Source organism: Aquabacterium soli (assembly GCF_003933735.1).
Classification (GTDB): domain Bacteria; phylum Pseudomonadota; class Gammaproteobacteria; order Burkholderiales; family Burkholderiaceae_C; genus Aquabacterium; species Aquabacterium soli.
In genome coordinates, this window is sequence record NZ_RSED01000017.1 from 63,123 (window position 1) to 78,079 (window position 14,957).

Consider the following 14,957-nt stretch of genomic DNA (forward strand, 5'->3'; position numbering starts at 1 on the left):
GATGGCGCTGCTCAGCGTGTCTGCACCAGCTCCTTGCGCACATCGATGAACCGGCCGGCCAGGGCCACCAGGGCGGTCAGCACCACCAGCAACACGACGGCGCTGGCACTGGCCTGCGGGAAGAGCAGGGTCGACACGCTGTCGTACATGGCCGAGACCACCGAGGCCGAACCTCCGCCGCTCATCACCTTGACGACGTAGAAGTCGCCCATGACCAGTGTGATCACGAAGATGGATCCCAGTGCGATGCCCGATCTGCACAGGGGCAGCACCACCTGCAGCATCGTCTCCAGCCGGCCGGCACCGGCGTCGCGCGCCGCCTCGAACAGGCTCCGATCGATGCGGCTCATCGCGTTGAAGATGGGCACGATCATGAAGATGGTGAACAGATGCACGTAGGCCAGCACCACCGCGAAATCCGAATACAGCAGCACGCGCAAGGGCTCGTCGATCACGCCCACGGCCATCAGCGTGTCATTGACCACGCCGTGCTGTCCCAGCATGGGCAGCCACGAGATCATGCGGATCACGTTGGATGTCCAGAAAGGCACGGTGCATACCAGGAACAGGCCGATGGCTACCGTTCGATTGCGCACGTGAAAAACCAGGAAGTACGCGATGAAAAATCCCAGCACCAGCGTGATCGCCCAGGTCAGCACGGCGAACTTGGCCATCTTCAGATACAGCTGCACCGTGAGGCCACTGGTCAGCACGTTGCGGTAGTTATCGAAGCTGAACGCAGGTGTGATGTCGAAGCCGTCGGACTGGAAGAAGCTGACGATGAAGACGAACATCAGCGGCGCTGCCACGAACAGCAGCAACACCAGTGACAGCGGTGCCAGTTGCAGATAAGGCTTGAAACGGTCGAGCATGGGCGAGCCCCGCGTGTGCGTTGCGGTCAAAAGGAAGGGGAGGGCGGGGCGGCGTGTCCTTGGGATGGGGCGCCGCCCCGGTTCAGGTGCCTGTCGGGATCAGGCAGCCTTGAACTCGTTCCAGCGCTGGACCATGTACTGGTTCTCGTCCATCACCGTGTTCCAGCAGGCGATGTTGGAGAAGCGCTGCGCCAGCGAGCCGCCGTCGCGCACCGAGCCCGGTTGCGCGATGGCGATGCCGTGCGAGCTCTTGATGACCTCGGCGGCGGGCTGGCCCATGTACCAGTAGTTGAACTCGGCCGGCGTCATGTGTTTTTGCGCGGTGCGGGGCACGGGGCTGTAGTAGCCGTGGCGGGCCACGTAGGCGCCCTGCCAGCCGGAGTAGTACCAGTTCAGGTATTCATAGGCGGCATCGAGCTTCTTGCCGCTCAGGTGCTTCATCAGGCCCATGCCGTTGCACCAGCCGCGGTAGCCTTCCTTGCCATTGGGCTTGATGCCCACGGGCGCATAGATGCAGGGCATGCCCTTTTCCAGCACGGCGGTCACGGCGGGCGACCACATCGACTGGATGAACACCTCGCCGCTGGCCATCAGCTCGACCGATTGCTCGAAGGTGCTCCACGAGGCGCGGAAGTGGCCCTGCTTCTTGAGCTCGATCAGCGCGGCGATCGTGGTGTCGATCTCCTTGCGCGTCATGTTGCCCTTGTTGCCGTAGACCAGGTCGCCGCGAGATTCCAGCGCCTGGGCCGCGTCCATGATGCCGATGTTGGGGATGTCGAGGATGGCTGCGCGGCCCTTGAACTTCGGGTCGATCAGGTCCTTCCACTCGGTCACCTCACGGCCGACCTTGTCGGGGCGGTAGCCCAGCGAGTCGGCGTTGAAAACCTGGGGCAGGAAGGTCAGCCACTGCTGGCGGCCTTCGAGGATCTTGCTGGCCTTCTGGCCATCGGTGTACATCACCTCATACGGCGAGATGCCCTGGCGCGAGATCTTGCGGCCCTCGTACACGCCGGTGGTGAAGATGGGCAGGATGCCGTCGAACTCCTTGATCTTCTTGGAGTCGATGCCCTGGATGATGCCGCGCGCCATGGCCACCTTGACCTGCCAGCCTTCCATGTCGGCGATGTCCACGCTGTTGGGCTGCGTGACGAAGCGGGTGATGGAGGCCGAGGTGTCCAGGTTCTGGGTCTGCACCTTGAAGCCCAGGTCCTTGGAGGCCTGCTCTGCGATGGCCCGCTGCACCGCATAGGACACGCCGATGTGGCGCAGTGTGATGTCCTTGATCTCGCGCTTCATGATCTGCGGGAAGCCGGCAAGGGGCGTGGCTGCGAGGGCCGCACCGGCTGCCGCCACCTTGAGCAGGCCGCGGCGCGAGGTGTCGATGGCGGTCTCGATGGATGTGTCCTGTGCGGTGCCTTCAACGGCTGCAATGGTGGACGTTGTGGACGTGGGTGGCTGCTTGTCGTCGCTCATGGGATGGTGCTCCTGGGGCCTTGGCGCTTGGTGCGGAACCGCTCCGAACCGTTGGATCCAGTGTCTGGCGATGCCAGGGTTCGCTCAATACGCTGGATCGCGAACGCGTAGTGACCGCGTAGATGCGCAGGCACTTTCTTCACGGCGCATCGAAGGCGCGGTTGAGCACCAGCGATGCGGCGGCCGTGCGTGTCTCCACGTGAAGCTTGGCGAAGACGTGCTGCAGGTGTTTGTCCACCGTGCGCGGACTCATGCCCAGGATGTTGCCCACGTCGCGGTTGGTCTTGCCCAGGGCCACCCAGTGCAGCACCTCGGCCTCCCGCGTGGTCAGGCCGAAAGCCTGGGCCAGCACGGCGGGTTCGGGCACGCTGGCATGGCGCCGCACCAGCAGCGTCAGGGCCAGGGCATCGCCGGCCAGGCGCGACAGGCTCAGGTGGCTGCCTTCCACCATCAGCCGCAGGCTTTCACCCGCATGCGCGTCGGTGCGGCCCTGCAGCCAGTCCACCACGTGGGCCGGCAGGCGGGCTTCGTCGCCCAGGCAGCTGTGCAGCCAGTCGCGTGCAGAGGGCGACAGCCAGCGCACATGGCCATCGAGCGTGGTCGACAGCATCGCGTGGCCGGTGGCGTCCACCGCCTGCTGCGCATGCACGGCCAGGCGCGCATTGCGCAGGTGCGTCGCAATGCGCGCCAGCAGCGACGAGGTCTCGATGGGCTTGGTCACATAGTCCACGCCTCCGGCGCGAAAGCCCTCGACGATGTGGTCCGCATCGGTCAGCCCCGTCATGAAGACCACGGGGATGTGCGCGCTCAGCGGGTCGGCCTTCATGCGGCGGCAGGTCTCGAAGCCGTCCATCTCGGGCATCACGGCATCCAGCAGCACCACGTCGGGCCGCAGGCGTGCCACACGGGCCAGCGCGGTGGGGCCGTCGGTGGCCACCAGCACGCGGTAGCCGGCCTGGTCCAGGGCCTCGTGCAGCATGGCCAGGTTCTCGGGCGCGTCGTCCACGATCAACACCAGGGCGGTCTGGTCGGTGGCCGGGCGTGGCAGCACGGGGGTGTCGGTCGCGATCATGGCGTGGTCGCTCCTTGCGGGTGGGTGTCGGTGGGCTGCGCCAGGTCGGCCATGGCCGTGGCGTAGCCCTTCAGGTCGAAGCGCTGCACGTGGCCGCGCAGCAGGCCGGTGGTGGCCGCGTAGGTGGCATCCAGGCGGTCGATCTCGTCGAGCTTTTCCAGGATGCCGCGCACATAGCCCATCTCGCCCAGCTCACGCAGAACGGCCATGCTGTCAGCGGGCAAGGGGCCGGGTGGGATGGCGTCGTCCATGGGGGAGGGGAGCGCTGCATCGTTGGTGAACCACTCCAGATCCAGCTTGGCGCGGATGCGTTCGAGCAGGTCGTCCACCTTGAATGGCTTGATGATGAAATCCTCCCGGCCCACGCCCAGGTCGTCCTGCGGATCCATGTGAAAGGCGTTGGCGGACACGATCAGGATGGGCGCCTGGCAGATGCGGTTGGTGCGCAGCAGGCGTGCGGTCTCCCAGCCGTCCATGCCGGGCATGTCGATGTCCATCAGGACCAGGTCGGGGTTGACCTGGCCGGCGATGCGCAGCGCGTCGAGCCCGGAGGCGGCCGGCGACACGCTGAAGCCCAGCGGCTCCAGCAGGTCGCAGGCCAGTTGCCTGTCCACCGCGGCATCGTCCACCACCAGCAGGCGGCGGCGCTCGCCGTGGTAGCCGCTGATGTGGTGGGGCAGGGGTGGCAGTGCCGCGGCCTGCGGGTGCAGGATGGCGGGCAGGAACAGGCGCAGCGTGAAGGTCGAACCGAATCCCACCCGGCTGTGCACCATCAGCTCGCCACCCATCAGGTCGGTCAGCATGCGCGAGATGGTCAGGCCCAGGCCCACGCCCCCCACCGAGGCGGCAGGTGAGCCATCGGCCCGCTCCACCCGCTCGAAGGGCAGGAAGATGCGGTCCAGGTCCTCGGGCGGGATGCCTGGGCCTGAGTCCTGTACCTCGACCACCGCGATTTCGTTGGCGTACTCCACGCGGAAGGACACGCGGCCGGCGGCGGTGTACTTCAGGGCGTTGCCCAGCAGGTTGATCAGGATCTGCGCGATGCGCTTGCGGTCGCCGCGCACGGCCGGCGGCAGGCGGTGCGTGGGCCTGTACTCGAACTCGATGCCCTTGCGGCGGGCCTCCAGCTGGAACATGTCCGACAGCTGGTGCAGGAAATCGGCCAGCGGTATCTCGCTGTTGACCAGGCGCAGCCGGCGTGTCTCGATGCGGGCGATGTCCAGCAGGCCGTCGATCAGCGAGACCACATGGTCACCGCTCTGGCGGATCACCTGCAGGGCGGCGCGGCGGTGTGCGGGCAGGCCCTGCTCGCGTTCCAGGATCTGCGCATAGCCCAGGATGCTGTTCAGCGGCGTGCGCAGCTCATGGCTGATGTTGGTCAAGAAGCGGCTCTTCGCCAGGTTGGCCTGGTCAGCGGCATGGCGGGCAGCCTGCAGCTCGCGGTCGGTCACCTCGTGCGCCTGGATTTCGTCGAGCAGCAGGGTGGCCTGGCGGTTGGATTCATCCTGCGCCACGCGGCGGCTGTCGCTGGACAGCAGCAGCCAGCACACACCGATGGCCATCACCAGCAGCAACAGTGCGCAGGTGATCTTGATGTTGATGAGGTTCCAGTGCGCGGGAGAACCGGGCGCCAGCTCGAACAGGATGTGCGCCTCTTGCGAGACGATGAAGGCCAGCACCGCGCCCAGCACCAGGGCCAGGATCGACAGGCACAGCAGGTAGTGCATGCGCCGGCTGAGCTCGGAGCGGAACAGGCGCGGTGCGAACTGCCGCAGCTTCTCGCCCACCTGGCGGGCCAGGCTGGCTTCGGGCGGCTTGCAGATGTCTTCGCATCGGGCATCGAGCGAGCAGCACAGTGAGCAGATGTTGCAGCCGTAGGCAGGGCAGTGCGCCATGTCTTCGGCCTCATAGGGCTTCTCGCAGATGCCGCAGTTGACCAGGCTGCCCGGCTTGAAAGGCGCCTGCTGGCGCGCGATGTAGAAGCGTCCCTTGGTCAGCCAGGCCATCAGCGGCACGCAGCAGAAGGCCACGCCGAAGCCGATCACCATGCTGCAGGCCTGTGCCGGCCGGCCGAATACGCCCACGAAGGCGGCCAAGGCCAGTGCCGTGCCCAGGGCCAGTGACACGAAGCCCACGGGGTTGATGTCGTACAGGTGCGCGCGGCGGAACTCGATGCCCGGCGGGCTCAGGCCCAGGGGCTTGTTGACCACCAGGTCGGCCACCAGCGCGCCGATCCAGGCCACGGCGAAGTTGGCATAAAAGCCCAGCAGGCCTTCGAGCACATCGAAGATGCCCACCTTGATCAGCGCCACGCCGATCAGCACGTTGAACACCAGCCACACCAGCCGCCCGGGGTGCGCGTGCGTGAGCCTCGAAAAGAAGTTCGACCAGGCCAGCGACCCTGCGTAAGCGTTGACGACGATGATCTTGACCTGCGAGACGATCACGAACAGGCAGGTGAAGCCCACGATCCAGGCAGGATCGCCGAACACCTGCGCATAGCCGCCCAGGTACATCTGCACCGGCTTGATCGCATCACCCGGTGCCACGCCCTGGCGGATGACCAGGAAGGCCAGCACCGCACCGCCCAGCATCTTGGCGCCGCCCAGCACGATCCAGCCCGGGCCCGCGGCCATCAGCGCCACCCACCACTTCCAGCGTGCACGGCCCTTCTTGGCCTCCGGCATGAAGCGCAGGAAATCCACCTGCTCGCCGATCTGCGCCACCATCGAGGCCACCACGGTGGCGGCCGAGCCCATCAGCAGCCAGTCGAAGTGGCCATCGTTGATGCCGTATGAGGCGTGCATCAGGCCCTGCAACTGCGGCGGTTGCTTGATCCACAGGAAGATGTAGGGCAGGAGCAGCAACGCGATCCACAGCGGCTGCGTCCAGGCCTGCAGGCGGCTGATCAGGGTGATGCCGTACATCACCAGCGGGATCACCGCCACCGAGCAGATCAGGTAGCCCAGCCACAGCGGGATGCCCAGGCCCAACTCCAGCGCCGTGGCCATGATCACGGCCTCCAGCGAGAAGAAGATGAAGGTGAAGCTGGCGTAGATCAGCGAGCTGAGCGTGGAGCCCAGGTAACCGAAGCCCGAACCGCGCGTGAGGAGGTCGATGTCCACGGCATGGCGCGCCGCGTACACGCAGATCGGGATGGCCGTGATGAAGATGAAGAGGCTGACGGCCAGGATGGCCCAGAAGGCGTTCTGGAAGCCGAAATCCACCGCGATGGAAGCGCCAATCGCCTCCAGCGCCAGGAAGGACACCGCGCCCAGGGCCGTGTTGGCCACGCGGAACTCGCTCCACTTGCGGAAGCTGCGGGGCGTATAGCGCAGCGCGTAGTCCTCGATGGTCTCATCGGCGACCCAGGCGTTGTACTCACGGCGGATGCGCACGATGCGCTGGGACGGCGGCGCGTCGGTGTCCATGCCACGAGCATGCGGCAGCGGGGCGCCCGCGGCTATACGTCAAATCGCGTACAGGGCTGTCCGGAAATGGCTCAACCGGGCAGCGCGAAGGTGCGCAGCGTTGGCCAGAGGTCGGCCCAGCAACAGCCATGGTCGGCCTGAGGGATATCGACCACACGGACCAGTGACGGCACCGCGATCCGGGCTGCATATGAGCGCACCGTGTCCGGTGGCACCACCTTGTCCCGAGCGCCGACGAAATGGGTTTGCGGAATCTCACGCAGGCGTCCTCCCTGCAAGGCCGGGTTCTGGTCAGCAGGCAAGGCTGGCAGCCCATGGTGAGCGGTCCATTGCCCCAGATCCAGGTTCGCGGCCACCGTCACCAGCCGAATCACATCGGGGCGGTGCGAAGCCAGGCTGGCTGCCACCGTGCCGCCACCTGAGTAGCCCACAAGCACCAGGTGGCGAGCGCCATGGCGTGTCTTCAGATCGTTCAGGGCCTGGTCGATCAGCGTGGTGCTAGGCAGGCCGTAGCGCTGCGATGTCCAGTAGGAGGTTGGGCAGGCCATGGCCTGTGCATCCACATACTGGCAGGGCCGAGCCAGCCAGGCCACGGCGCCGTGGCCATGCCGGGCGGCCAGGCGCAAGGCGACCGGGTCAAGGGGGGTGGGGTCTGTGGATGGCCACTCCGGCGTACGCCATGCGTAGCCATCGCCTTCGATGTAGACCGTCAGCACATCGCTGCTGACGGGGGCTGACGACACCGCGGCCACCATGGGTGGGGTGGTCGGCAGCCGTGTGAGGCGGAGCTGCGCTGGCGCGGCGATGGACCGCGCCAGCTCGAGCCGTTGTGCAGGGGCAGGCAGTGTCGAGCACGCTGAGCAGGCCACCAGCAGCAGCGCTGCCCAGGCCGTGCGCGCGCACCGCCTTCCCATCAGAATGCCCAGCGCACGCGGGCAGACAGCGTCTGGTTCGTATAGCCCGAGGTGCGGCGCTCCAGGTCGTATCGCAGGCTGTACTCCATGTTGTTGCTGTCGTGCAGCAGGCCCAGGCCGCCGCGGTAGAGCCACGGAGAGCTGTCCAGCCCCTTGGTTTCGAACACGGCTCCGCCACCGACGAAGGACGACGTTGTCACCGACTGCTTGTTGGTGAAGTCGTACCCGGCCGACACGTTGCCGACCAGCTTCGTGCGCTCACTCAGGTTGTGCGAACCCTTGAGGTCGGCCGTCAGCATGAACTCCTTGAAGGTGGAGTCATCGACCTGCAGGTTCACGCCGGCCGCGCCGGTCTCGGTGTAGTCGCCCGTCTTCATGTGCGTGTAATCCAGCCGCACGGAAGGCGTCATCGACGACTGTGACGACAGCGCCCAGGTGCGCCCGATGCCCACGCTGGCGTGCAAGTTCAGGCTGTTGAAGTCGCTGTGGGCCTGCTGGCCCATGAACACGATCTGGCGCACGCCCTTGACCGTGTTGTAGCCGGCATCGACCTGGTAGTTGATGTCGGTGACCGGGTCGAGGTTGTAGCTGCCGTAGTGCACCAGCTCGTAGGTGTTCACATCCAGGCTGCTGGGTGCGCCCGAGCCGCGGCTGTCGATGTCGGTGCGGGCATAGGTGAAGGCGAAGCCCGCACGCAGCTTGTCATTGATGGGCTTGTCGCCACCGATGACGATACCGCCCGTCTGCGAGCGGAAGCCCGCCACCACATCCTGGCTGTCCTGCTCACCGGAGCTGCCGAAGGCGCGAACCCACAGGTAGCGCTCGGACGCCGGGTTGCCGGCGGACAAGCCCTGGTTGGATTCCACCCGTGACTGGATGATCTTGTTCATGCTGCGCAGCGCATTCACGCCTGCTTGCGAGCCGGCGCCGGTCATCACGGGCAACAGTTGCTGCATCGCTTCCTGGGCCTGTTCCGTGGTCAACGAGGTCAGCCGGTCCATGACGGGCTGCAGCTCGGCGGGCACGCCGTCGGCCAGGATCTTGTCGAGCGTCTGGGCCACGCCCACCAAGGGGGTGCGGCCAGCGCCCACGTTGTTGACGAAGGGCGCTTCGTCCGGGGTGACCAGCAGGTCCAGCTCGGAGCCTACACGGCTTGTGTCGGCCGTGAACTTGTACAGCACGCTGTTGTCGCTCACCGTCAGGCCCGTGGCGAGCAGTGTGCCGCCCGAGGTGACCACACCTTCCACGCGGTCGCCGCCATTGAACGCAGCGGCACTGCCCACGGCCACTTTGAGGGTGCTGCCGCTGGACAGCGTGGCATCGCCCGACACGGACAGCACACCGTGGTTGGCCACGCTGTCGATGCCCACTTGCAGCGTGCTGCCAGTGTTCTGCGTGTAGGTTCCGTTGATGCGTCCCAGCGTGCCTGAGCCGATCAGCACCGTGCCGTTGTTGATGAAGCCGTTGCTGACGCTGATGCCGTTGGTGCCCAGTCCATTCTGGGTGTGTTCTGCGTTGGTCAGCGTGAGTTCAGCGCCGGATTCAACATTGAACGACTTCACGTTGAAGGCGTTGGTGGTGATGAACTTGGCATTTGACTTCACGTTCACGTCGGCCATGCTCGCGTCGACATCGCCCTTCAAGGATGATTGGACGCCAGTGATGTCCACTCGGTCTAGAGCGCTGTCGGATGTCACGTGGATGGCGTAGTTGCCGCCTTCAATGGTGCCGGAGTTGGTGATCCCACCCGTCACGGTCGCATAGTCTGCGATTTCAATGCCTGCATGGCCGCCGTAGATGGTGCCGCTGTTATTGATGCCAGCGGAGAACACCGCGCCTTCGTGGCCATCAATGCCGATGTTGTTCCCTTTGATGAGGCCCTCATTGATGATGGCGTTGATTCTTCCTTCCGTCTCTATCCAGATGCCGGCTTCGTCGCCGGAAATGACGCCTGTGCTCTGATTGGTCAGGGTGCCGGTGATCTGGCCGTACCACTGGAGGCCAACACCGACCTCACCTTCGATGGTGCCAGCGTTCTCGATGTCGATCACTACTGCAGAGTCGTCGATCCCGATGCCTGCACTACCGAAAATCCTGGCGTTCTCGGCGTTGACAATCTTGGTGATCACCGATCCGGAGAACCGGGCGGCGATGCCAGCGCTGGGCGATGTGATGGTGCCTCGGTTGTCGACCAGGCCAATGGTGCCGCCGTGCTCGACGGCGATGCCTCCGAGGTTGTTGCCCTCGATGATGCCGATCGCCTCATTGCGGATCTCGTCCAGTTGCGAGCCGTTGACATTCACACCCGAAGAGGTGCCGAAGATGGTGCCGGAGTTGACGAGCAGCGGTGCCGTGGTGTTGCTTCCGATGTGGACGCCATCGTAGCCGGCCGTGATCGTGCCGGTGTTGCTGATGGTGCCGGTGACCGTGAGGTTTTCGAAGGTGACGGCATTGCCACCGAAGTTTCCGCTGACCGTGTTGTAGGACTCGATGGTGCCGTTGTTGGTGAAGCCATCCAGTTCCATGGCCCCGACGTCACCCGTCAGCACGATAGGGGTCATGCCCATGATGGTGCCGTTGTTCACCACCGTCGTCCGGTTCCAGTACAAGCCGCCGTCGTTGTTGGTCAGGCCCGTTTCGCCAGGCGCGTCTATTGTCACGCCCTGGTTCACGGTGATCGTCTCCTGGTTGCAGGAGGCCGTGACCGTGCTGCCGGTGTTGGCACTGACCGTGGTGCTCTGCGGACCCGCGCACACGGGGATGGCCCAGGCCGAGCCCGATGCCAGCAATCCGGCCAGGCTGGCCGCGACGGCAGCAATGGCCCGCTTCTCGCTGGGCGCGCGGCCCCGTGACGAGGCAGTCTCCGATGCGGCCACGTAGCTCTGGGAGTGGGTGTTCCACACCAGCTTATGGATCTTGTTCATGTCTTGGGACCTTTCTTCTCTCTAGGGGTTGTCAGTCGTGGGCTCGGTCATGCGCTGACCAGGCTGATGACTTCTTCGTGTTTCCCATTGGCCTGCAGTGGAAGGCCGTCGGGGTGGTAAACGATCTGGATCGGGAATACATGGCCAAGCGCGGTGCGCATGACCTCTTTCAGGGCCTGCTCCTGAGCAGTGCCGAGCGGCACGCACTTCAGCCTCAGTTCGATCAAATCAACGGAGTGCTGCACAACCTGGTACTGGGAGATGGGCGCGATGTCGCGGAACTTCGCGAAGCCCACCAGCGGCCAGCGGCGCTGACCGTCGGGGTAGGTGATCAAGTTGCGCATGCGGCCGCGGATGGCTCGCACCATGGGCAGGCGGCAACCGCAGCGGCACGTGCCGCCGGCTTCCGCCAGGTCGCCAATGGCGTAGCGGATCAGCGGGGTGGCAAGGTTGTGCAGGTCGGTCACGACCACCTGCCCGGTCTCACCCGGGGCGCAGGCTGTGCCGTCCGGGTGTGTCACTTCCACGATCAGGTTCTCGGCCATCAGGTGGTAGCCCTCGCCATCGGGACACTGGATCGCGATCACGCCCAGCTCCTGAGAGCTGTAGGCATCCACGGCATCCACCTGCCATGCGGCCTTGACGGCATCGCGCAGGTCCTGTGGCAGGGTCTCTCCCATCGAGCGCACCTGGCGCAGGCCCGGCGGCACTTCGCCGCGGGCCGCGAACTGCCGCAGCAGATCGCGCAGCACGCTGGGGTAGAGCAGCACGTAGGCAGGCTTGAGCTCGGTCATCAAACCAGCGATGTCGGCGGTGGACAGGGACAGCGACGCGGCATACCCGGGCCCCGTCTGCTCCAGCAGGTCGATGGGTGGCCCCCAAGTCTGCTGTGCGATGAAGCGTCTGTCCAGGTTGGCTCGTACCACGAACAGGCTCTGTCCCGCGTCGCGCTGGAACCAGCGGTGCTCGCGCACGCCGTAGGCCATCCAGTACAGGTGACTGAGTTCGGTGCGGGCCACACGCACGGGTTCGCCGCTCGATCCGGAGGTCTGCGTGAGGCGCACGGCGCCATGACCGGTGGGTGGATCTGTGAAGGCGGTATCGCCCAGGCCCTGCAGCTCTGCACGAGTGATGGGAGAGAGGCGCGTGAGCGTGTCCAGACCCAGTCCGGCTTCAGGAGCCAGGCCAGCGCGCTCGCGCCGTGCCCGATACCAGGCCGAATGCTGCCGGAAATGGGCATGCAAGGCATGAAGGCATGCCTGTTGATGGGCGCGCAAGGCCTCAGGATTTCCGAGGGCCAGCGCGTCCAGGTCTGCGATCAGCCGACGCAGGGCGGGCGCATGTGTGAGGGCCGTGGCATCACCTTGCGCTGTGGGGGCACCGGTGGGCACTCAGGCTCTCCGCTCCAGAACGAATATGGGACATCGGTTGCCGAGTTCGACATCCGAATAGTGGATTTCCCGAGGCGCAAAGTGCCGATCGAAGGCCTGCAAGGCTTCGCCTACTTTGGGAAACCAGTAGGTGTCGGACGAGGAGGCATAGGCTTCGATGGTGTCCATGACTGGCACGGGCCATCGGCGAGCCTCGATGCTGGCGGCATGCTGGCGTCGAAGCGCGTGCCAGGTCTGCCAGGCCTGGCGCGGCTGTATCCCACTGGCCAGGTCGCGCTGCAGCAGCATCAGCAGGCGCAACTTGAAGGCATGGAAGCCCTGGATGCAGCCCACCTCCAGATCGTCCATCAACTGCTCCAGGGTGTCGGGCGTATCGGGTTGCACGAAGAGCCTCAGGATCACGGTCGATCCGGGGGCGCACACGCGGTACAGCTCGCTCAGGATCTTGTCCATCAAGGACCAGTGGGGCAGCACGGTACTGATGCCGTCGCCCATGGCCACGTCCACGGATTGGTCGGGCAGGGGCAGGTCGGTCCACTGGCCTTCCATGGCACGGAACGAGCCGGGCAGGCGCTTGGCCGGCCACACTTTGGCGATCATGTCCGCGCACTTGTCGACGGCTGTGAGGCGGGTGGCGGCAGGCCAGGGCAGCAGCGCGTATTCGGGCGTCACGCCCAGAAGCAGGGCACGTGGTGCATCGCCGCAACGGGCTGCACACACGGCTTGCACACGTGCCATGTCCAGCGGATGAGGGCGAAGGGGTGGGCCGAAGTGATCCCACGTGGCAGCATGCTCGGTCCAATGCGAGCGAGGAGGCTCGCTTGAGGGCAGTATCACTGTGTAGCCTCCACTGAACGTGACGCAGGTTCGCGTGCAATGGGCGCGCGTCATGACGACCTGGACGCGCCCCGACAGGGGGTACTTCTAAAGACTGCTGAAAGAGCCAGCCGCATCACGGTCTGAACCGGACGGGCATCACACCGTGTCTGGTTGCATGGGTGTGATGATGCTGTCCGGCTACTTTACCGGTTGGTGGAAATCACAGGCAACAGCCGCGCTTATCCGAGGGTCAATCCGTATCGCGGTAAAGCGTCCGCCGTTGGTCTTCGCCAAGAGGCTGAGGCTCCTGGATCGGCTGACCTGAGGTGGTGGCGAAGAAGGGGTTGTCCTTGTATTGCCCGCTCAACCGGGCCTTGGCCGCGTTGCCCATGATCTTGAATACACCTTGGAATGTGGCCCAGGGGGTGGCAGGCACGGGGCTACTCGCCGAGCCGGTGTTCAAGGCGATGTCGGCGGGTCCGAAGGCCTGGTCCAGGCTGGACGGGGGCACGGCCAGGCATGTGCGGACCAGTCCTACATAGGCCACCTTGTGGTTGCGGCTGGTGTTGCCGACGGGCGTGCGGCAACAGGTGGCATACCAGCGCAAGGGGCCCTTGTCCGTCAGCGTGATGCAGGCCAGCTTGTCCAGCCCCGTGGTGAAATTCACGGCGGCGGGCAGCGTGGCGATGAGATCCGTGCCACCGTGGTCATCCAGGATCTCGTCCTGGCGCCCGAGGAACCGCGCGTAGGCCTGGCAATCCTTGCAGTAGCAGCGGGCACGGCCGCTGGTGGGTTCAGGGTTGACCTGGCCTTGAAGGATGCCGCAGGTGCAGCGCAGTGGGATGTGATCCATGGCTGCAGAGTAGCCGTCTGGGAAAACCGGACGGGCATCAGGGGTAGCCCGGCGGCGTCAGCGGCTCCCCAACCACCAGGGATGTGGGCCACTGGCTCGGTACCCAGCCGGGCCATGGCGCAGCACTGCGTGCTCGGTGGTGACCGCTGCGGGAGGCACACGGTCGTCGCTGGTCTCGCGGCGGATGGTGGCGGTCACGCGCAGGTCGGCCAGGCCGTTGGTTTGGCTGGGCAGCACGGCCAGGGTGAGATCGGCCACTTCCCAGAGAGCCCCTTCAGCCTGTGCGCTGATGCATGCCGTGACGGCGCGTTGGCGCAGCATCGCCAGGTGCAACACCGGTTCAAGCACCTCGCCCTTCGGTACGAACAAGGTCAGTTCATCGCCCCAGCCGGCTTCGGGGCAACTGGCGCCCATGGCGCTGCTGTTGAACCGCAGGCCGAAGGCCCGCACCTTGCCAGACAGCTGGTATCGAGCCGTGTCCAGACTGAGGCTGTGGGAGTCGACAGCGACCATTGCGTCTTCAGACACCGTTTGCCGGTGGCTGGCCAGCACGTGGCCGCTGCGGGTGTCGACCATGGCCACCAGCAGATTCTTCTTGTCGCCAGGCTCATCGCGCGGGGTTGCCGAAGGCTGGGCAGGGCTCTGCCTGGGTGTGTAGGCCACAGCCGTGAGCACGACGCTGCGGCTTCCAGGCCAGGGCTTGCACACTTCGGCCACCACGGCCTCTTTGGGCAGTTGCCACCCCAGGAAGTTGTCGATCGCCCTCAGCCATGGCCCGCCGCAGGCGTCAGTGTGGGGCGCTTGAGCATGGCTGTAGATGGCGCACAGACTGAAGAGGCCCAGCACGGCTGAGCAGCGCAACAGGCGCAGAACGTCGATTGGCATGCGGCAAGCCTCTTGAGCGTCCTGGGCTCACGCCGGAACGCCGATGAGCAGCACCGTGCCCGCGGCGGTGGCCAACCAGGCGCCGATGCGCTTGAGCAGTGCCGTGTCCAATCCCGCCTGCGAGGTCTGCCGGTGTCCGAAGCCGAGCACGAAGGCGTGAGCGGGCAGGGCGACCAGCAGCAGCGTGCCCAGGATCACTTCGATGTGCCCGGACGAGGCCGATTGACCAAAGTGTTTCCACAACAAGGGCCAGGTGACGGCAGAAAAAATGCCAGCCAAGGCTGCACTGATGACGGTGGGGGTGATCTTCAACGGCATGGGCA

General features: G+C 65.5%; 11 protein-coding genes. All 11 read right to left on the minus strand.

The window, feature by feature from the left end; genetic code table 11:
• Positions 1–11 precede the first annotated feature (11 nt).
• Positions 12–872 (minus strand): ABC transporter permease, encoded by an 861-nt coding sequence (locus EIP75_RS18285; protein ID WP_125244722.1) that lies wholly within the window; start codon positions 870–872, stop codon positions 12–14.
• Positions 873–971: 99 nt separating this feature from the next.
• Entirely contained in the window at positions 972–2,345 is a 1,374-nt protein-coding gene (locus EIP75_RS18290; RefSeq protein ID WP_125244723.1) for an ABC transporter substrate-binding protein, read from the minus strand.
• 139 nt (positions 2,346–2,484) lie between these two features.
• Positions 2,485–3,417 (minus strand): response regulator transcription factor, encoded by a 933-nt coding sequence (locus tag EIP75_RS18295; RefSeq protein ID WP_125244724.1) that lies wholly within the window; start codon positions 3,415–3,417, stop codon positions 2,485–2,487.
• Positions 3,414–6,848, minus strand: a complete 3,435-nt coding sequence (locus EIP75_RS18300; RefSeq protein WP_125244725.1) for a hybrid sensor histidine kinase/response regulator — start codon at positions 6,846–6,848, stop codon at positions 3,414–3,416. The genes EIP75_RS18295 and EIP75_RS18300 overlap by 4 nt, the downstream gene beginning before the upstream one ends.
• A 71-nt stretch (positions 6,849–6,919) precedes the next feature.
• A complete protein-coding gene (locus tag EIP75_RS18305) occupies positions 6,920–7,762 on the minus strand; it encodes an alpha/beta hydrolase (protein ID WP_125244726.1) in 843 nt (280 codons plus the stop codon).
• Positions 7,762–10,686, minus strand: a complete 2,925-nt coding sequence (locus EIP75_RS18310; protein WP_125244727.1) for an autotransporter domain-containing protein — start codon at positions 10,684–10,686, stop codon at positions 7,762–7,764. Before EIP75_RS18310 ends, EIP75_RS18305 begins: the two co-directional genes overlap by 1 nt.
• Positions 10,687–10,733: 47 nt before the next feature.
• Positions 10,734–12,077: a phenylacetate--CoA ligase family protein gene (locus EIP75_RS18315; protein WP_125244728.1), complete on the minus strand. Its 1,344-nt coding sequence runs from the start codon at positions 12,075–12,077 to the stop codon at positions 10,734–10,736.
• A complete protein-coding gene (locus EIP75_RS18320) occupies positions 12,078–12,815 on the minus strand; it encodes a class I SAM-dependent methyltransferase (RefSeq protein WP_158622903.1) in 738 nt (245 codons plus the stop codon).
• Positions 12,816–13,146: 331 nt separating this feature from the next.
• Positions 13,147–13,749, minus strand: coding sequence for a DUF6151 family protein (locus EIP75_RS18325; RefSeq protein ID WP_125244730.1), 603 nt, complete (start codon positions 13,747–13,749; stop codon positions 13,147–13,149).
• Between the two features lie 57 nt (positions 13,750–13,806).
• Entirely contained in the window at positions 13,807–14,634 is an 828-nt protein-coding gene (locus EIP75_RS18330; protein WP_125244731.1) for a PA3715 family protein, read from the minus strand.
• A 27-nt stretch (positions 14,635–14,661) separates the two neighbouring features.
• The gene (locus EIP75_RS18335) at positions 14,662–14,952 is read right to left on the minus strand and encodes a hypothetical protein (RefSeq protein ID WP_125244732.1); all 291 of its coding nucleotides are present in this window, start codon (positions 14,950–14,952) and stop codon (positions 14,662–14,664) included.
• Between the last annotated feature and the right edge of the window lie 5 nt (positions 14,953–14,957).